The organism is Thioalkalivibrio sp. ALD1 (assembly GCF_000381245.1).
Classification (GTDB): Bacteria; Pseudomonadota; Gammaproteobacteria; order Ectothiorhodospirales; family Ectothiorhodospiraceae; genus Thioalkalivibrio.
In genome coordinates, this window is sequence record NZ_KB906241.1 from 914,424 (window position 1) to 933,803 (window position 19,380).

Here is a 19,380-nt window from a genome sequence, read left to right on the forward strand (position 1 = left end):
CCCGGTCCGTTTGCAACGCGCCTGCAAACGGGGCATGTTTTGAGAAACCCTGACAGCGCAACCGAGGCATACGGATGAGCGACGACAAGACCCCCTCCGCCGACGGCAAGCTTCTGTACTGCTCTTTCTGCGGAAAGAGTCAGCACGAGGTGCGCAAGCTGATTGCGGGGCCCTCCGTCTTCATCTGCGACGAGTGTGTCGAGCTTTGCAACGACATCATTCGCGAGGAGATGCAGGAGGCGGGGCATACCGAGCGCGATTCGTTACCGAAGCCGCGCGAGATCCGCGAGATCCTGGACGACTACGTAATCGGACAGAACTCCGCGAAGAAGATCCTCTCGGTGGCGGTGTACAACCACTACAAGCGTCTTGAGGCCCGGGCCGGCAAGGACGACGTCGAGTTGTCCAAGTCCAACATCATGCTGATCGGCCCGACCGGCTCCGGCAAGACGCTGCTGGCCGAGACGCTGGCCCGGGTGCTCAACGTCCCGTTCACCATCGCCGATGCCACCACGCTGACCGAGGCCGGTTACGTGGGGGAGGACGTCGAGAACATCATCCAGAAGCTGTTGCAAAAGTGCGACTACGATGTCGAGAAGGCCGAAAACGGCATCGTCTACATCGACGAAATCGACAAGGTCTCGCGCAAGTCGGACAACCCCTCGATCACCCGCGATGTCTCGGGCGAGGGCGTGCAGCAGGCCCTGCTGAAGCTGATCGAAGGCACCACGGCCTCCGTGCCGCCGCAGGGCGGTCGCAAGCACCCGCAGCAGGAGTTTCTACAGGTCGACACCCGCAATATCCTGTTCATCTGCGGCGGTGCCTTCTCCGGTCTGGAGAAGATCATCCAGCAGCGTGCGGAGAAGGGTGGTATCGGATTTTCCGCTGAGGTCAGCTCCAAGGACGAGACCAAGAGCGGTGGCCAGTGGCTGAAACAGCTGGAGGCCGACGACCTGGTGCGCTACGGCCTGATTCCCGAGTTCGTTGGTCGCCTGCCCGTGCAGGCGACGCTGGACGAGCTGGACGAGGACGCGCTGATCACCATCCTGACCCAGCCGAAGAACGCCCTGGTCAAGCAGTACGCCCGCCTGTTCGACATGGAAGGCGTGGAACTGGAGTTCCGAGATGACGCCCTCTCCGCGATCGCCCACAAGGCGATGGAGCGCAAGACCGGGGCGCGTGGCCTGCGTACCATCATGGAGAACATCCTCCTCGACACCATGTACGAGCTGCCCTCGATGGAGGGGGTCAGCAAGGTGGTGATCGACGAGGCCGTAATCCGGGGTGACGCCGAGCCCTACCTGATCTACGAGAACGCCTCGTTCTCCAAGCAGGCCGCCGCGGACTCCTGAGGTTCCGCGGTCGGGTCCTGGGGGCTGGCATGGCCCCGGCTTGAAAAACGGTCAGGGCGACCCCATTTATCCCGTACATTCGCTTAGCCCTGAGGGGGCCACATGACCGACCAACACTCCTCCCAGAACGAGGTGGACTCCCCCGTCAAGCGTGTCGCGGTGCTGCCGCTGCGCGATGTCGTGGTATACCCGCACATGGTCATCCCGCTGTTCGTGGGTCGCGAGAAGTCGATCCGCGCGCTGGATTCCGCGATGGCGCAGAACAAACAGGTCCTCCTGGTCGCGCAGAAGAGCGCGGAGGTGGACGAGCCGGAGGCTGATGACCTGCACGAGATCGGCACTCTCGGCAATATCCTGCAGCTGCTGCGCCTGCCCGACGGTACCATCAAGGTGCTGGTCGAGGGCGCCCAGCGTGCGCGCGTGATGGACGTCTCCACGACCGGCGATTCCGAGAAGGAAGAAGACTACTTCACCGCCGATATCCGCATGATCGAGGAGGAATACGACACCGAGGAGAAGGAACTGGAAGTCCTCGGTCGCTCCGCACTCAATCAGTTCGAGCAATACATCAAGCTGAACAAGAAGGTCCCGCCGGAGATCCTGACCTCGCTGGCCGGGATCGACGATACCTCGCGTCTGGCCGACACGATTGCCGCGCACATGTCGCTGAAGCTCGAGGAGAAGCAGCAGGTCCTCGAGATCGCCAATGTGCGCGCGCGCCTGGAGCACTTGGTCGCCAAGATCGAGGGCGAGATGGACGTGCTGCAGATCGAGAAGAAGATCCGCGGCCGCGTGAAGCAGCAGATGGAGAAGTCCCAGCGCGAGTACTACCTGAATGAGCAGATGAAGGCCATTCAGAAGGAGCTGGGTGATCTCGAGGATGCCCCGAACGAGCAGGAAGACCTGGCCGAAAAGATCGAGCAGGCCGGCATGCCGGCGGAGGCCAAGAAGAAGGCCACCGCCGAGCTGAACAAGCTGAAGATGATGTCGCCGATGTCGGCCGAGGCCACCGTCGTGCGTAGCTACATCGACTGGCTGGTCAATGTCCCGTGGAAGAAGAAGACCCGGGTCAGCAAGGACCTTTCGCGTGCCGAGAAGATCCTCAACGAGGACCACTACGGCCTGGAAGAGGTCAAGGAACGCATCCTTGAGTATCTCGCCGTGCAGACCCGTGTACGCAAGCTCAAGGGCCCGATCCTGTGCCTGGTCGGTCCTCCGGGGGTTGGGAAGACCTCACTGGGAGAGTCCATCGCGCGGGCGACCAACCGCAAGTTCTCGCGCATGGCGCTGGGCGGCGTGCGTGACGAGGCGGAGATCCGTGGCCACCGACGGACCTACATCGGCTCGCTCCCGGGCAAAATTGTCCAGAACCTGTCCAAGGTCGGGGTGCGCAACCCGCTGTTCCTGCTCGACGAGATCGACAAGATGGCGATGGATTTCCGCGGTGATCCGGCCTCGGCGATGCTCGAGGTGCTGGACCCGGAGCAGAACCACACCTTCAGCGACCACTATCTGGAAGTCGACTACGACCTGTCTGACGTGATGTTCGTGGCCACGGCCAATTCCATGAATATCCCGGGGCCGCTGCTGGACCGCATGGAGGTCATCCGCCTGTCCGGCTACACCGAGGACGAGAAGGTGAACATCGCGCACACCTATCTGGTGCCGAAGCAGATCAAGACCAACGGCCTGAAGGCCGACGAGATCAATATCTCCGACGCCGCGGTGCGCGACATCGTTCGCTACTACACTCGCGAGGCGGGCGTGCGCGCCCTGGAGCGCGAGATCGCCAAGATCTGCCGCAAGGTGGTCAAGCAGCGCCTGCTGGCGAAGGGCAAGGACGCATCCCGCACCACGGCCGTCACGCCCAAGACGCTGGAAAAATACCTGGGTGTGCGGCGATTCCGCTTTGGTCTGGCCGAGGAAAACGACCAGATCGGCCAGGTGACCGGCCTGGCGTGGACCGAGGTCGGCGGCGAACTGCTGACGATCGAATCAACGGTGGTGCCCGGCAAGGGCAAGACGCAGCAGACCGGCAAGCTCGGCGATGTGATGCAGGAGTCGATCCATGCCGCGCTGACCGTCGTCCGCTCGCGTGCCGAATCCCTGGGGCTCGAGGAGAATTTCCACGAGAACAAGGATCTGCATATCCATGTGCCCGAGGGTGCCACTCCCAAGGACGGCCCATCGGCCGGTATCGCGATGTGCACGGCCATTGTCTCGGCGCTGACCGGTATCCCGGTACGAGCAGATGTGGCGATGACCGGCGAGATTACCCTGCGCGGCCAGGTGTTGCCGATTGGGGGCCTCAAAGAGAAGCTGCTGGCGGCCCATCGTGGAGGCATCCGCACGGTTCTGATCCCCGAGGAGAACGAAAAGGACCTGGTGGACATTCCGAAGAACATCAAGAACAAGCTCGATATCCGTCCGGTGCGGTGGATCGACGAAGTGCTCGAGGTTGCTCTCACCCACTTGCCCGAGGGCAAAAGTGGCGATGCGCCGACCAAGGTCGAGGAAGCCGTGAAGCCGTCCAAGGAATCAGGTCGGCGCCGTGTTCGGCATCACTAAGTAGCGGATTTGCAATCATAACCGCGGCCCGGGGGTCGCGGTTTTTTGCGTCCTGGCGCACGGTGTTCCGCTAACGGCTGTGTAACGCTCGTTTGACACTTTTTCGAGGCCCTTGCTATAACCCCAATCGCATTATTTGATTCCCGGCTGGGCAAGCCCGCGACAGGATGGAGAACCCTCCCCGCGCTGGTGTAAGCTTGGCCTTCATCGGGCCGCAAGCCTGAGTCACCACTGAGATAAGGAAGCGCTTCATGAATAAATCCGAACTGATCGACGCGATCGCCGCAGAAGCCGATGTCCCGAAGGCCCAGGCCGGCCGCATGCTGGACGCCATGGTGACCGTGGTGGGCGATACACTGGCCAAGGGCGACCAGGTCTCCCTGGTTGGCTTTGGCACCTTCCTCGTCCGCGAGCGCGAAGCCCGCACCGGTCGCAACCCGCGTACCGGCCAGTCCATCCAGATTGCCGCCTCCAAAACGCCTTCGTTCAAGGCTGGTAAAGCGCTCAAGGATCGCGTAAACTAGCGCGCTTTATCGGGTGCTTAGCTCAGTTGGTAGAGCGTCGCCCTTACAAGGCGAATGTCGGCGGTTCGAACCCGTCAGCACCCACCATGCAGCTGATCTGGCGGCATGCCGAAATCTGGAGCGGTAGTTCAGTTGGTTAGAATACCGGCCTGTCACGCCGGGGGTCGCGGGTTCGAGTCCCGTCCGCTCCGCCATACTTGAAAAAGGCGCCTTCGGGCGCCTTTTTCTTTGCCTGTATGTTGTCGAAATCCATCCGAGCGCGGAGGCTCCCCGGCGCATGTAAGAAGCGGTGGGATTGGCGTCCAGACTGAGGGATCGGACGGAGGCATCGTGCCATCTGCGGCAGATCCTCGGGTGTTTAGCTAGCGTCCGAATCGGTATCCAGCGGCAGGGGCAGGGGGTCGATCGTTGTGTCGGGCTCGTCGTCGCTCTCGCCGTTCGGGAAGGCATCGGCCTCAGGCGCATAGGCCTCACTCTCGAGGCTCTGGCGCATGGCTTCCTCGGCCTCCTGGTTGAGCACGATGATCGAGATGCGCCGGTTGATGGCCGCCTCCGGATCGTCGCGGTTGAACGGGACGCTGTCGGCCAGGCCCACGACCCGTGCCACCTGATCAGGCTCTGCGCCGCCCGCGATCAGCGCGCGTCGAGCCGCGTTCGCGCGATCGGCCGAGAGTTCCCAGTTGGAATAGTCTGCCCTGAGCAACGGACGGGCATCGGTATGACCGGTGATCGAGATGCGGTTGGGAACCTTGTTGATCAGGCTGGCCAGCTCGCGCAGGATCGCGTCGGCGTGCTCCAAGGGGGTGGAGCTGGCCGTGTCGAACATCGGTCGATTTTCGCGATCGATGATCTGGATGCGCAGCCCCTCCGGGGTGATATCGAGCAGCAGTTGATCCTTGTAGGGCTCCAGGGCCTGGCTCTGCTCCAGCGCCTCCTCCAGCGCCTCCTGCAGGGCTTCCAGGGCCTCCCGGTCGCGTGCCTCGGCAAGCTCGTCCAGGGTTTCTCCATCCAGCCCGGCCGGTGCATCCATGGCCTCGGGGTCCTGGATTAGTTCGGGCATGCCCTCGAAGTCGATCAGCGACGGATCCACGCCCGTCCCGTCTCCGGGGGCCTGACCGGGCGAGTGCGCCTCGCCCCTGAACGCGGAAGGATTCTGGAAGTATTCCGAGATGCCGGCGCGCTGTTCGGCGTCCAGGGCCACGAGCAGCCACAACACCAGGAAAAAGCCCATCATTGCGAGCGTGAAGTCGGCGAACGCGATCTTCCACGCGCCACCATGGTGGCCGGCCTGAACCACCTTCTTCTTGACGATGATCGGCTGGGTCTTGTCCTCGACGCCCATTGGGGTGATCCGGAGGCGGTCAGGCCCCCTTCACGTGCTCCTCGAGCTCGGTAAAGCTCGGACGCATGGCGCCTTCCATGGTCTTGCGACCGAACTCGACCGCAACCTGCGGGCTGTAGCCCTGGACGTTGGCCAGGATGCAGGCCTTGATGCACTGCAGGAACTTGGCTTCTTCCTGTGCGCGGGCTTCGAGGGCCGTCGAAGTCGGGCCGGCAAAGCCGTAGGCCAGCAGGATTCCGAGGAATGAGCCGACCAGGGCGGCCGCCACGCTCGAGCCGATCTCCTCGATGGAGCCGTCGAGCTTGCCCATGGTCATCACGATCCCCAGCACCGCGGCAACGATCCCGAAGCCGGGCAGGGCATCCGCGACGCGGTGCACGGCGTGGGCTGGCTTGTGGGATTCCTCGTGGTGGGTTTCCAGATCCAGGTCCATCAGGGCATCGAGCTCATGCGGGTTCATGCTGCCGGAGATGATCAGGCGCATGTAGTCCGTGATGAACTCCATGGCGTGGTGGTCGGCCATCACCCGCGGATGGGCCTGGAAGAGCTCGCTGTTTTCCGGCTCCTCAATGTCGTTCTCCACCCCCATCAGCCCTTCCTTGCGGGCCTTGGTGAACAGCTTGTACATCAGTGCGAGCAGGTCGAGGTAGTCGTCCGCCTTGTACTTGCTCCCCTTGAGCAGGCTGGGGATGGACTTGAAGACGGTGATGACGACGCGGGGCGGGTTGGCAATCAGGAATGCACCCAGCGCCGCACCCCCGATGATCCAGTATTCGTATGGCTGCCACATGACCCAAAGGTCGCCGCCATGAAAATAGTATCCACCGAAGACCGACGAGAATACGACGACGATGCCAAGAAAATACTTCACGTACGGGAACCCCGATTTTGTCGATAGGGCGAAAGTGACGTCGGCCACGCTTTCGCAATTGATATAGTGACGCCCATAACGATAACGACTCCCCTGCGCGAGGTACAGCATGTCCCAGGATGAGGGCACGCCCTACAGCGGTCAGGCACGCCGGCTGGCCGCACTCGACTGGCCGATCCTGGAAGCCAGTGACGCTGCGTTCTCCAACCCCGACGACCTGGTGCAGCGTTCGTTGCGGGAACTCGGCCAGTGGGCCGAACGGGACCCCGGGCTGGCCCTGCGCCTGGTCCTGCGCGCCAATCGCTCGCGTCGCGGGCTGCGCCAGGAGGTTCATTCGGTCCCGGATGCCATCGCGATGCTGGGCCTGCAGAACGTCTGTGACGAGATCCGCATAGCCCCCCGGGTGGTCGAGGCCGTGCGCGAACCACAACGGTATCGGCAGGTGGCGGGCCAGTCGCGGCTGGCTGCGATGATCGCGGCCGACGTGGCGTACCGCCGCCGCGATGCCGAGCCCGCGGAAGTGGGACTGGCCGCCTTGATGAACCAGCTGGGCCTGTTGGGATTGCTGATCGAGGGAGAGCCGCGCATGGGACGGTTGCTGGCCATGCTCGAACTCAATGCCCTCCCGGACGAAGCCAGCTATGCCGCGCTGGGCTATGCGACCGACGACTTGTCGCGCGCGATGACCGAGGCGATGGCGCTGCCCGAGTTGGTGGTGGGCACGCAGCGCGCGGTCAATGCCGTCCATCCACGCGCCTTCGAGGTCATGGTGGCCAGTGCCCTGGCCTGGCAGATCATGCGCGGCATGGACACGGTGCGTGGTGATCGTGACCTGCGCCTGCTGGCCGGCTTGACCGGGGTCAACGAAAAGGTGGCCGCGGACCGGCTGTCCGAGATCATCGAGCGGTTCAATGAAGAGATCGCCGTGTACCGCCTCGAACCTCTGGATCCCGAAACACCTGGATCGGTCTGGCTGAAACCACGCCACCGTACACCCCTGGCACTTTGTCCGCGTGCCGACGTGCTGGAGGGGGGCCTGAACCGACTGCAGCACGAAGCGAACCGCGTGTCGAGGCTGCGGCGTATGCTGCGCGTGATGCAGTTTGGTCTCGGCTTGAATCGCGTTGTGTTCGCGGGCCTCTCACGTGATGGTGAATCGTTGCGGGCCGAGCACCTGGTGGGCACTTTGCATGAGCCAGAGTTCAGCCACTTCGTGATCCAGCGCTCCGCCCTGGGCCCGCTGGAAGCGGTGCTGGAGGATGATGCGCCGACATGGTGGGGGCGCCATTACCCGGGCGTGGAGCTTCCGGAGGCCATCCAGGCGCTTACCGGTGGAGTCGATGCCTTTTTTGCGCCGGTGCGTTACCGGGGGCAGGTGATCGGTATCGTGTACGCCGACCGTCGCAGTCGTCAGCATGCGCTCGACGACCGCGCATTCAGCGGCTTCTCTCGGGTGGTACGGGTTGCGTCGAGCGTTGAGTAGCCATTGTCCCGCATATGGCGGCGCCCCGAGCCGCCTCAAGACTCGTTGGTCGCGGCCGTTATATCGGTTGGCGCATATGTACTGTGCGCAGCGTGGCGCGGTGGCCTATTGCGCCAGAATCATCCCGGAACCGGAACAAAAGGACATCGTCCGTTATGCGTCAGAACCTTCCTGTCACCCAGACCGAGTATCCCCTGGACTCCCATGGCGACCTGATCTCGGCCACCGACGAGAAGGGCCGCATCCGTTACGCCAACGATGACTTCGTGACCGTCAGCGGCTTCGACTGCGAGGAGCTGGAGCATGCCGCGCACAACATCGTGCGCCATCCGGACATGCCGGAGGCGGCCTATGCCAATCTGTGGGAGACCCTGAAGGCAGACCGTCCCTGGATGGGCATCGTCAAGAATCGGCGCAAGAACGGCGATCACTACTGGGTCGATGCCTTTGTGACGCCGTCCTACGAGGGCGGGCGCAAAACTGGATACGAGTCCGTGCGGGCGATCCCGGATCGCGAGCATGTGGGGCGCGCGGAGGCCGTATATGCCGGGCTCAACCGTGGACGGACTTATACGCGGCGCTGGTACCACGGGCTCACCTGTCGCCTTGCCGGTACATGGCTCGCTGGGCTTGCCCTGGTGTTGGCCACACTGCTTCTGGTGCCGGATGTGACTTCTCAGATTGCCATTGTGGCCCTGGTTTTCGTCGCCGGTGGGGGCGTGACCTGGGCGCTGACCGCGGGCGTGCGTCAGGCTGTGCGCCGTGCGCGCGAGCAGTTCGACAATCCCGTGATGGAGGCGATCTACACCGGACGTCGTGACGACAGCGCGTCGCTGGAGCTGATCCAGCACTTCAACGAGGCGAAGCTGCGCACGGTCCTGGGCCGCATCGAGGACAAGGCCGATGCCGTGGCCGGTGACGCGCAGGCGATGGCCAGCAGCGTCGAGCAGACAGCCTCGGGCGTGGAGCGCCAGCAGAACGAGATCGACCAGGTCGCCACCGCGATGAACGAGATGAGCTCGACCATCCAGGAGATGGCGGGCAACTCCGCCCGTGCAGCCGAGGCGGCCAACCACGCCGAGAGAGAAACCGGAGCCGGTCAGGAGGTCGTGAACGACACAGTCGCCGTGATCAACCGCATGGCGGCCGAGGTCGAATCCACCGCGGAAAAGTTGGGCAAGCTGGAGGCGAGTACCGAGGAGATCGACAAGATCCTGAGCGTGATCCGCGAGATTGCTGAACAGACCAACCTGTTGGCGCTGAATGCCGCGATCGAGGCCGCCCGTGCGGGCGAGCACGGGCGTGGCTTCGCGGTGGTGGCCGACGAGGTGCGCTCCCTGTCGCAGCGCACCGACGAGTCCACGGTAACCATCCGCAATATGATCGAGAGCCTGCAGGATGGCGCGCGCGGGGCGATGTCTGCCATGCGCGCCAGTCAGGAACAGGCAGCCGACGGGGTGGAAAAGGCCCGGGCGGCCGGTGATTCGCTGACCACCATCCGCCAGGCCGTTGCCCAGATCACCGAGATGAACACTCAGATCGCCACGGCGGTGGAGGAACAAAGCGCGGTCTCCGAGGAGATCAACCGCAACGTGACCTCCATACGCGATGTGGCCAGTGAAACCGGATCGGTCTCGGTGCACGCGCGCGACGCCAGTGCGCGGATGCAGGCCGAGGCCGCCGAACTAAAAGCGCTGATCCAGCGTTTTGAACAAAAGGCCGGGTAAAAATGTTTATGTGTGGGGTTGCGAAAGTGAACGTGCGTCACTACAATCGCGCCCATCTTGAGTAGCAGAGGTCTGTCAATGGACTGTTGTCGATGGATGCATGAGCGTCGGGCCGGTGGCCGGTACGAGCGTGCATATCGTTGCCAGCGGGGTCCCGCCACCCGGTAGAACGGTGGTGCCCTCCGGTGTCAGCGATATGCGTGACTCCGGGGGGTGACAGAACGCCTTCCCCCTAGCGTCCCTCGCGGGCGTTTCTCCAGCCCCCAAGCCCGTTGTGCGCCCGCCCTTGCGCGTGGCGCGCTGCCCCATGCCATTCGATGATATTCCGCCTCTGCTCGGATTCCGGGCCGGTGCGTGCGTTGCTGTGCGCGCAGCGGAGTGGACTGTACCTATGAACAACCAGCAGGAGGTCGCCATGCCAGCGCCTGAAGACGACGACCCCGGGTCTAGATCCGGAATATCACTGCGGGGCAGTGAGCAAAGGAAAAAGGTGTTCGTCTCGCTGATGGGGGTTTTGTAAAAGACCGCCACCAGCAGTCACGGGATTCTTTTGTCTTTTGTAATGCCCCGCGTGCGTTTTTCATTTTTTTAAGCACAAGGAGCATTGCAATGAACGACAAGATTCTGGAAATGATTCATGCCGGTGACGTGGGTGCTGCCCGCGACGAGGTGATCCATCCGGTCCCGGCCATCACCGCCAACCGCCTGTCGGAACTGGACCCGCGTTCCCGCTTGGTAATCCTCGAGGGTGTGGACACCAATGAGCGTCGCGCCATCTTCCTGGCGATGGACGACGAAGAACAGGCGATCCTGTTCGAGCATATGCCCGAGCCGGAGGCCCGCGAGCTGGTGCAGGCCCTGCCGGCCTACACCCTGGCGCGGTCTCTGGCGCTGGTGGGCAAGTCCCTGGCGGATGACCTGCTGGATGCCCTCCCCGGAGCCAAGCGCGACAAGGTACGCGCCCTGTGGCGTCAGGACGAGGACACCGTGGCCCGTGTGATGCGTCGCCCGGTGTTCTGGGTGACTCCGGAAGAGACCGTCAGCGAGGTCACTGCCCGCCTGCGCGACGATCGCAATATGCCGGACGATATCGGGGCCGCACTGCTGATCACGGATCGTGACCACCACTACCAGGGGCTGGTGCGCCTGGGCCGGATGTTCCGCGCGGAGTCCGGCCAGACGGTTGGGGATCTGATCGAACTGGAGGACTTCTACACCACGCCCGACGGCGACAAGGTCGAGGCCGCCCGCCTGCTGCAGCGCACGGATCTGCCGTATCTGCCGGTGGTGGATGCCGATGGCGTGCTGGTGGGGGTGCTGCGCATCGACGACGCGATGGACGTGCTTGAGGAAGACACCTCGGAGGACTTCTACAAGAAGGCCGGGATCGGCGATCTGCTGCACCAGAAGGATGTCGTGCGCTCGGAGAAGCTGACCTCCGGCGGGATCGGCTATGCGGTCAAGGTGCGCATGGCCTTCCTGATGGTGACGCTGGCCGGTGGTCTGGCCGTAGGCGGGGTGATCGACTTCTTCGAGGACACCCTGGCGGCGGTGGTTGCGCTGGCCATCTTCATCCCGCTGGTGATGGACATGGGCGGAAACGTGGGAACGCAGTCGACCACGATCTTCGCCCGCGGGCTTGCCCTGGGGCATATCAACCTGGGCCGATTCTTCCGTGGCCACATGGTGCGTGAGGGCGCCGTGGGCCTGGTCATGGGGGTGATTATGGCCGTGCTCGCCGGGACCATCGCCCACTTCTGGCAAGGTGTACCGAACGGCATTCCGGAACTGGGTTTCGTGGTCGGCACGGCGCTGTTCTTCTCGGTGTTCACCGCCTCGATCCTGGGATTCCTGCTTCCGTGGGTGCTGCTGAAGATCGGCGTGGATCATGCGCCGGGGGCGGACCCGTTCATCACCACCATCAAGGATTTCACCGGCCTGGCCGTGTACTTTGGTATGGCCGCCTGGCTGCTGAGCGCGCATATGCCGGTTTGAAACCTGGGGAGAACCCGAATCGCGTTGCCGAGGACAGACGCCGGCAGCGCGCCTGTCAAGCCTGTTAAGAATGATTGAACAACGAGGAATCGACATGAATCATCGCAACTTCCATCGCGGCGTGCTGGGCGCCACCCTGGCCGGCATCTTCGCCTTCGGGGTGCCGGCCATTCAGGCTGCCGAGGCCGAATTCAACATCGGCGTGTTCACCGACTACATCGACGACGGTGCCTCCAAGTCGGACAACGACCCGGTGGTGCAGGGCGGCTTCGAGCTGGGCTTCCCCACCGGCGTATTCACCGGTGTGCAGGCCTCCAGCCTCGGCAGTGGCCGTGGCACCGAGATCGTCCCGTTCGTCGGCTACGGTTTTGACGCCGGCCCGGTCGGTATCGAATTCGGATACGAGTACTCCCACTACTCCAGCCTGGATGACGAAGACGAGGGTGAGCTGTTCCTGGGCGCCGATTGGGGGCCGCTGTTCGCCGAGGTGGCGTATGTCGCCCACGCCGACGATCGCGATGCCGAGGGAAGCCGCGTCTGGTTCGTCGGGGCCGGACACGAAGTGGCGCCGCGCACCGAACTCTTCGGCGGGCTTGGCTATGACGATCCGGCCGACGACAACGGCGCGAAGTTTTGGGAACTGGGTGCGGCGCACGCGACCGACTTCGGCACCTTCTCGCTGACCTACGCCTCGCGCGACGAGAGCGGTGCCCAGGACCTCTTCGTGGCCGGTTATACTCTGACCTTCTGACGCGTCCGCTCAGGACACTGACCAGCGGGCCGTCTTCCGGGACTCCGAGCCGGGAAGCGGCCCGTTTTCTTTTTGAGGATCCGGGTCCGGAAAGGAGCTTTTGACTGCCAAGGTGGTCCCGAGGCGGCCATTCAGGTTGCGCAGCGTTTTCTGCCGTCCGAACGGCTGGTATCTAACGAACCGCTCGGCAGCGGTGATCAGGCGTCTCCCAACCCCGACGCTCCGGGACATGGCCCCGGAGCCTGCCGGTACACGAACTGAGTGTGAACCGCTGCACAGGTGCCGCGATGGAAACGATCAATCTCGTAGCGGGTGTCCTGCTGATCCTGTTCGGTCTGCGCTTCCTGCGCAAGGGCTTCGCGCGGGCGATGGGCGGCGACCTGATCGACTGGCTGCAGGGCTTCACGCGCACCCGGAGCCGTGCATGGGTCGGCGGTGTGGCTGGCGGGGTCGTGATGCCCTCGTCGACGGCCGCGGCCCTGCTTTCGGTGCAGATGACCCGCCGCGGGAATGTCGCCTGGGAGAATGTGTTCGCGGTTCTGCTGGGGGCACAACTGGGCACGACGGCGCTGATTCAGGTGCTGTCCTTCGAGCTGCAGGCGTTCGCCGGCCTGTTCGTTGCCGTGGGCGCGATACTGTTTCTGTACGTCGAGGCTCCCCGCCCGCGCGGACTCGGGCAGGCGTTGCTGGCGTTCGGTTTCATGCTTCTGGGCATGGGGCTTTTGAGCGAGGCCGCCCGCTCCCTCGGAAGCGATCCAGCAGTGGTCAATCTCTTCGCCGCGCTGGGCCAGCTCCCGCTGCTGTTTCTGATTGGCGCGGCACTCCTCACGCTGTTGATGCAGAGCGCTACGGCGTCGATTGCGCTCGCGCTTGCGCTGGTCGCCAGCGGCCAGGTGGACCTGACGATGCTTCTGCTGTGGGTGCTGGGCGCGAACATCGGTCTGGTGCTGACGGTGTTGGTTGCCGGCTGGAGCGATCGCCAGGGGCGCCGGCTCGGTCTGGCCAATTTTCTGGTCAAGGGGCCGCTGGTGGTCGCGCTCACCGCCGTGCTGCTGACCGTTCCGCTGGCATCGCTGGAGTCGCTGCCCGGTACCCTCCCGCAGCAGGCCGCCTGGGGCCATACCCTGTTCAATCTGGCTGCCTGCGCGGCGATTCTGTTCGCACCCCTGCTCGGGCGCTGGGTCCGTGTCCTGGTTCCCGAGCCCGCCGCCGAGCCCTCCGCAGCGACCAGTCTCGACCCGCTGCTCCTGCAGAATCCAGCCCTGGCCCTGAACGCCGTGCTGCGCGAGACACTGAAGGTTTTCGATCAGCTGCACCTGATCCGCGAGCGGGCGATGCTCGCGCTGTCCGAGGGTACGCTTCCGCCCGGGCTCAAGACGGAGATGGATCATCGGCGCTGGCAGACCCTGGAGGTTCGCGACGAACTGGTGGAGTTCCTGGACGGCATCCCCGATGACGCGCTGGACGAGGACGACCAGATCCTGAAGGAGACCCTGGACGACTTCATGCGCGAACTGCCGGTCATCGTGCGCACGCTGGGTCCGAACCTCTACGAGGATGTCGAGCGCCTCGTGCGGACACATCCCAACGCGCTGGACGCCGCGCGTCCGGTGTTGGCCGAGGCCGCGACGCGGCTCTCGCAGCAGATGAACACCGTGGCGCGGATGCTGATGCGCGAGCGCCCCGAGTTCGGGCGCAAGATCCTGGAACGCAAACAGGAGAACAGCCGCTGGCTGATCCAGGCGAAGCGCACGCAGATCGGCCTGCCGTACCCGGTCTGGGAGATCCTCGATGACTTCCAGCAACTCAATCGCCGTCTGAGCGGCGTCGCGTACATCTACTGCCGCAACGAACCGGAGGTCGAGGCGCTGGATACGTAAGCATGCTTGTTACCGAGCTGATGCGATTCAGGCACCGAGGCACTGGCCAAACAGAGAGGAGAATCCGGATGACGCCGAACAGCTTGCCTCCAATTCAGGCCCCTGCGGTGCCCGAGTTTCGCTCTTTTACGGATGCCGACCAGGCGGTCGCCTGCCTGGAAGAGCTCTACGCGACCGCAACACAATTTCTTGTCGATGCATTTGATGGTCTTTCCAGCGGTGAGCAATCGGCGGCCCGGTTCAGGGCCTTCTATCCGGAAATCCGTTTTTCTACCTCGCGCTTCGATCCGATCGATTCGCGCCTGAGCTTCGGCCACGTAACGGAGCCGGGAACGTATACGACAACGGTGACCCGCCCGGACCTGTTCCGGGATTACCTGCATCAGCAGATCACGTTGCTGATGCAGAACCATGGTGTCCCGGTCAGTATCGGCCCATCCACCACGCCGATACCCCTTCAATTTGCCATGGCCGGCAGGGGTGAGGTGAAGCCGCTGGAGCATGACGGGCAGGAACGCTCGCTGCGCGATTATTTCGATGTGCCGGATCTGGCCACCATGAACGACGAGGCCGCCAATGGTGACGCCGTGGCACGCGAGGATGGCTCACTGCCGCTGGCCCTGTTCAGTGCGCAACGGGTGGATTATTCGCTGGCGCGGATTGCGCATTACACGGGCACTGCGCCCGAGCATTTCCAGAACCACGTCCTGTTCACCAATTACCAGTTCTACATGGACGAATTCGAGGCCTTCGCCCGCGCACAGCTGAGCGATCCCGACAGCGGCTACACCGCGCTGGTGGCGCCGGGAGATATCGTAATCACCGATCCCGACGCACCGGTCCCCGCACAGGCCCGCCTGCCGCAGATGCCGGCCTACCATCTGCAGCGACCGGGCTACGCAGGGGTGACGCTGGTCAATATTGGTGTCGGGCCATCGAATGCGAAAACCGCGACCGACCATATCGCCGTCCTGCGTCCGCGTGCCTGGCTGATGGTGGGTCATTGCGCCGGGCTGCGAAGCTCTCAGGCGCTGGGGGATTTCGTGCTCGCCCATGCCTACCTGCGCGAAGACCACGTGCTCGATGCCGATCTGCCCGTATGGGTGCCGATTCCGGCTTTGGCCGAGATTCAGATCGCGCTTCAGGATGCCGTGGCGGAGATCACGCAGCTCGAAGGCTACGATCTGAAGCAGATCATGCGCACCGGCACGGTCGCCACCATCGACAATCGGAACTGGGAGCTGCGGGAGCAGTCCGGGCCGGTGCAGCGCCTCAGCCAGTCACGGGCGATCGCCCTGGATATGGAAAGCGCAACCATCGCGGCCAATGGATTTCGTTTTCGCGTCCCCTACGGGACGCTGCTGTGCGTATCCGACAAGCCGCTTCACGGTGAACTGAAACTGCCAGGCATGGCGTCGAGCTTCTACCGAACACAGGTGTCCCGCCACCTGCAGATCGGGATTCGCGCAATGGAGTTGCTGCGCGACATGCCCATCGAGGAGATCCACAGCCGCAAGCTGCGTTCCTTCAACGAAACGGCGTTCCTGTAGCGCCTCGAGATAGTGGTGCGTCAGGCGGTCTGGCCGTAGCGGCGTTCGATGTAGGCCTCGACGCGGGCCTGGAATTCCTCGGCGATACGTTCGCCCTTGAGCGTCACGGTCTTCTCGCCGTCCTCGTAGACCGGGGCCACCGGTTGCTCGCCGGTGCCGGGCAGGGAGATGCCGATGTTGGCGTGCTTGCTCTCGCCGGGGCCGTTGACCACGCAGCCCATTACCGCAACGGTCATCTCCTCCACGCCGGGGTACTGCTGCTTCCAGTTCGGCATCTGCTGGCGGATGTAGGACTGGATGTCCTGTGCCAGGTGCTGGAAGTACTCGCTGGAGGTGCGGCCGCAGCCGGGGCAGGCAACCACCGACGGCAGGAAGCTGCGCAGCCCCATACTCTGCAGGATCTCCTGGGCGACCAGGACCTCCTTGGTACGGTCGCCGCCGGGTTCCGGGGTCAGCGAGATGCGGATGGTGTCGCCGATGCCCTGCTGCAGCAGCACGGCCAGCGCGGCGGTGGAGGCGACGATGCCCTTCGCACCCATGCCGGCCTCGGTCAGCCCGAGGTGCAGCGGGTAGTCGCAGCGCGCGGCCAGGTCCTGGTAGACGCTGATCAGCGGCTGCACGCCGCTGACCTTGGCCGACAGGATGATGCGGTCGTGGGCCAGGCCGATGCGTTCGGCTTCGGCCGCACTCTCCAGTGCCGAGGCGATCAGCGCCTCCTGCATCACCGCCTCGGGCACGGCCGGCTCGGTACGCTGGCTGTTCTCGTCCATCATGCGTGCGAGCAGGGCCTGGTCCAGACTGCCCCAGTTCACGCCGATCCGCACCGGCTTGTCATAGCGGATCGCGGTCTCGATCATCGCGGCGTACTGGGCGTCGCGCTTCGAGCCGCGGCCGACATTCCCGGGATTGATGCGCAGCTTGGCCAGCGCCTCGGCGCACTCCGGGTACTTGGTCAGCAGCTTGTGGCCGTTGAAGTGGAAGTCCCCGACCAGCGGCACCTCCAGCCCCATCGCCTCCAGCCGCTCGCGGATCTCCGGCACGGCCTTTGCCGCATCCTCGGAGTTGACCGTGATGCGCACGACCTCGGAGCCGGCGCGCGCCAGCTCCGCCACCTGCACGGCGGTGCGCAGGGCGTCGGCGGTGTCGGTGTTGGTCATCGACTGCACCATCACCGGGGAATCACCACCGACGGTGACAGGGCCGATGCGAACGGGGACGGTCTTGCGGCGGGCGGGGGTCGTGTTCATGTTGAGCTACGCAGGGGCGGGAAAACGGTGCGCGGAGTGTAACGCAGGCCCCGCCCGCTGCCGAGACGCCGCAGGCGCGACGGGGTTGCCCCGGTTCACGGATTCATGGCCGCCTTCCACGGCTGGAAAGTCTTGTCGATGGCCTCGCGGCTGGCGGTGTGGCGTGTCTTGACATGCTCGGCAATGGCCTGCTGCCAGGTCAGGCGGGTCTCGGTGTGCAGGGCGTCCAGGGCCTCGTGCAGGGCGGCTTCGAGGTCCTCGCGGTGGCGCGCCTCGTCGATCCGCAGCAGCACCCAGTCGGTCCCGACCCAGGCCGCGCCGGCGGCCGCGATCCCGCAGCCCAGCGAGACCGGGCCGCTCCAGGCGCAGATGCCCGCGCCCAGGGCCCCAGCGCGCCCGGCCCGGGTCAGTGCCGCACCGCCACTGCGCGCTGCCTGGGCGGCCAGCCGGGCCTGCACCGCACGGGCGATCAGCGGGGTGGCCAGCCCCGTCCCGGCAGCGGCCGTGGCTGCCAGGCCCGCGCGCTGTTCCAGCCGGGCGAGATCCGCATCCATCGCACTGGCCAGTTGTTGGGCCCGCTCGATGCGCGCGTGCTGTTCGATCGGGGATTGCAGGGCCGCTGGCGTGGCGGGTACGCGTGCGTCGGCCATCTCGCGTGTCAGGGCGATGCGCCAGGCATCCCGGACCTTGCGCTGATCCTCGTCCAGACCCCATTGCGCCCGTTCGGCCAGTGCCTGAAGGGGGCCATCCCAGAGGTCTTCCGGCAGCAGTTTGTCGCGCAGGGCCCGTGTGGCCGCGTCGTCTTCTGCCGTACCCAGCCACTGGGCGCCACGGAGCAACAGGCGCTGATACTCCGCACCCAGCGAGAAGTACCAGTCCGCGACCTCGGGCACACGGTCGTGCAGGGTCTGGAAGTGCTGATCCAGTTCTTGATCGATTCGGGTCTGCCACTGGCTCCGGACCTGCTCGTCACCGGCCTCCAGCCACTCCAGCGAGAAGCGCTCCAGGCGGCTCAGCCGGTCGCGGTCGAGCCGATAGCGCTCGCCCTCGAACTCCAGCTCGACATGTGCCTGATCATCCCACTGGCGTGGCTCGTGGCGGTCGACCTGGGCCAGGAACGCGGCCGCCGCGAGGGCGGTCAGCGCGAACCAGACCAGGGTCCGCAGGAGTCTACGGTTGCGCGGGGTCATCGCCGGGATCACGGGGCGGGAACAGCCCGTTGGCCAGCAGCAGGAAGCCGGCGGCCAGGAATGCCTGTTCGATCAGCAGCAGCGACCAGGCCACCAGAACCGGCAGCGGCTGGGCGCCAGGCGGCAGCCACTGCTGGCCGAGCCACAGGCGCAGCCCGTCCTGGGCCGCGGCCAGTTGCAGCCCGATCTCCAGCACGGCGCTGCGGGCCCCCTCGTGCTCCACCATGAACCAGATCACCTGTTCCAGCGAGGTGCCGGACAGATCCGGATACCAGCCGCGCAGAGCAAGTACCAGCAAAGCCAGCGTCAGCCCTCCGCCGGTAATCCACAAGGCGCCGCGCCGGGCCAGCTCCGGGGCCAGACGCGGGTGTGCGTGACCGGCGATCAGCCGGGCAAAGACGGCCTCCAGCACGACCAGTGTCAGCCCGCCCGCGACCAGGACCGCCCAAACCGCCGGGGTCTGGATGCGGGCCAGTGCCAGCACCAGAAGCCCGCCCAGCAGGGCGCCAGCAAGCAGATGGCGCAGCGCCATCAACGGGCCCCCGCGCAAACGCTCGCTCCATGGGCTTCCCGCATCCAGATAGCCGCGCAGGAATGCCGCCCGGCGCAGACGGTGGCGGCGAAAGCCGCCGTAGCCGATCAGCAGGGTCGCCCCGATCCACAGGGCCAGGATCACCGCTTCGGGCGCCACGCGCAGGTTCAGGTGGAGCAGCCACAGCCCCATCAGCAGGAGCACCAGTGTGAACAGCTGGCGGGCGGCGGTGGCCGGCGCCCGGGCGGGCGCCACGGCGGACGGGGCGTTGACAGACATGTGTGGCTCCGCAAGGGGTGTCTCCCGATGGTAGCAAGCGTCGGCGTCGCGCGATGCAGGGAGAAGCCGTTCTGGTTCGGTTCAGGTGG

14 protein-coding genes and 2 tRNA genes are annotated in these 19,380 nt (G+C 64.8%); 11 read left to right on the forward strand and 5 right to left on the reverse strand.

The window, feature by feature from the left end:
* Positions 1-74: 74 nt before the first annotated feature.
* The 5 genes from clpX (at position 75) to F623_RS0104410 (ending at position 4,638) form a co-directional block, all read left to right on the forward strand.
* Positions 75-1,352: an ATP-dependent Clp protease ATP-binding subunit ClpX gene (clpX, locus tag F623_RS0104390; protein WP_018860518.1), complete on the forward strand. Its 1,278-nt coding sequence runs from the start codon at positions 75-77 to the stop codon at positions 1,350-1,352.
* Between the two features lie 102 nt (positions 1,353-1,454).
* Positions 1,455-3,920: an endopeptidase La gene (lon, locus tag F623_RS0104395; protein ID WP_018860517.1), complete on the forward strand. Its 2,466-nt coding sequence runs from the start codon at positions 1,455-1,457 to the stop codon at positions 3,918-3,920.
* Between the two features lie 251 nt (positions 3,921-4,171).
* Positions 4,172-4,444, forward strand: coding sequence for an HU family DNA-binding protein (locus F623_RS0104400; RefSeq protein WP_012981989.1), 273 nt, complete (start codon positions 4,172-4,174; stop codon positions 4,442-4,444).
* 11 nt (positions 4,445-4,455) lie between these two features.
* A tRNA-Val gene (locus tag F623_RS0104405) sits at positions 4,456-4,531 on the forward strand.
* Between the two features lie 30 nt (positions 4,532-4,561).
* Positions 4,562-4,638, forward strand: a tRNA-Asp gene (locus F623_RS0104410).
* Between the two features lie 164 nt (positions 4,639-4,802).
* Here F623_RS0104410 and motB read toward each other — a convergent pair.
* Both motB and motA read right to left on the reverse strand, forming a co-directional pair.
* Positions 4,803-5,786, reverse strand: a complete 984-nt coding sequence (gene motB / locus F623_RS0104415) for a flagellar motor protein MotB (RefSeq protein WP_018860516.1) — start codon at positions 5,784-5,786, stop codon at positions 4,803-4,805.
* A gap of 19 nt (positions 5,787-5,805) precedes the next feature.
* Complete coding sequence (gene motA, locus F623_RS0104420) at positions 5,806-6,657, reverse strand: flagellar motor stator protein MotA (protein WP_026278552.1); 852 nt, start codon at positions 6,655-6,657, stop codon at positions 5,806-5,808.
* 109 nt (positions 6,658-6,766) lie between these two features.
* Between motA and F623_RS0104425 the strand changes: the two genes are divergently transcribed.
* From F623_RS0104425 to F623_RS0104455, 6 genes are all read left to right on the forward strand, one after another.
* A complete protein-coding gene (locus F623_RS0104425) occupies positions 6,767-8,140 on the forward strand; it encodes an HDOD domain-containing protein (RefSeq protein WP_018860514.1) in 1,374 nt (457 codons plus the stop codon).
* 155 nt (positions 8,141-8,295) lie between these two features.
* Complete coding sequence (locus F623_RS0104430; protein WP_018868003.1) at positions 8,296-9,867, forward strand: PAS domain-containing methyl-accepting chemotaxis protein; 1,572 nt, start codon at positions 8,296-8,298, stop codon at positions 9,865-9,867.
* Positions 9,868-10,476: 609 nt separating this feature from the next.
* The gene (gene mgtE, locus F623_RS0104440) at positions 10,477-11,862 is read left to right on the forward strand and encodes a magnesium transporter (protein WP_018868001.1); all 1,386 of its coding nucleotides are present in this window, start codon (positions 10,477-10,479) and stop codon (positions 11,860-11,862) included.
* A 94-nt stretch (positions 11,863-11,956) separates the two neighbouring features.
* Positions 11,957-12,613 carry a TorF family putative porin gene (locus F623_RS0104445; RefSeq protein WP_018868000.1) on the forward strand — a complete coding sequence of 219 codons (657 nt, stop codon included), beginning with the start codon at positions 11,957-11,959 and terminating at the stop codon, positions 12,611-12,613.
* A gap of 287 nt (positions 12,614-12,900) precedes the next feature.
* On the forward strand, positions 12,901-14,493 hold the full coding sequence (locus F623_RS0104450; RefSeq protein ID WP_018867999.1) for a Na/Pi cotransporter family protein: 1,593 nt from the start codon (positions 12,901-12,903) through the stop codon (positions 14,491-14,493).
* 68 nt (positions 14,494-14,561) lie between these two features.
* Positions 14,562-16,043, forward strand: a complete 1,482-nt coding sequence (locus F623_RS0104455; RefSeq protein ID WP_018867998.1) for an AMP nucleosidase — start codon at positions 14,562-14,564, stop codon at positions 16,041-16,043.
* 20 nt (positions 16,044-16,063) lie between these two features.
* On the opposite strand, the gene ispG is transcribed toward F623_RS0104455, so the two are convergent.
* From ispG to F623_RS0104470, 3 genes are all read right to left on the reverse strand, one after another.
* Positions 16,064-17,290, reverse strand: a complete 1,227-nt coding sequence (ispG, locus tag F623_RS0104460) for a flavodoxin-dependent (E)-4-hydroxy-3-methylbut-2-enyl-diphosphate synthase (protein WP_018860508.1) — start codon at positions 17,288-17,290, stop codon at positions 16,064-16,066.
* Positions 17,291-17,385: 95 nt separating this feature from the next.
* Entirely contained in the window at positions 17,386-18,480 is a 1,095-nt protein-coding gene (locus F623_RS0104465) for a hypothetical protein (RefSeq protein ID WP_018867997.1), read from the reverse strand.
* A complete protein-coding gene (locus tag F623_RS0104470) occupies positions 18,461-19,291 on the reverse strand; it encodes a hypothetical protein (RefSeq protein ID WP_018867996.1) in 831 nt (276 codons plus the stop codon). Before F623_RS0104470 ends, F623_RS0104465 begins: the two co-directional genes overlap by 20 nt.
* Between the last annotated feature and the right edge of the window lie 89 nt (positions 19,292-19,380).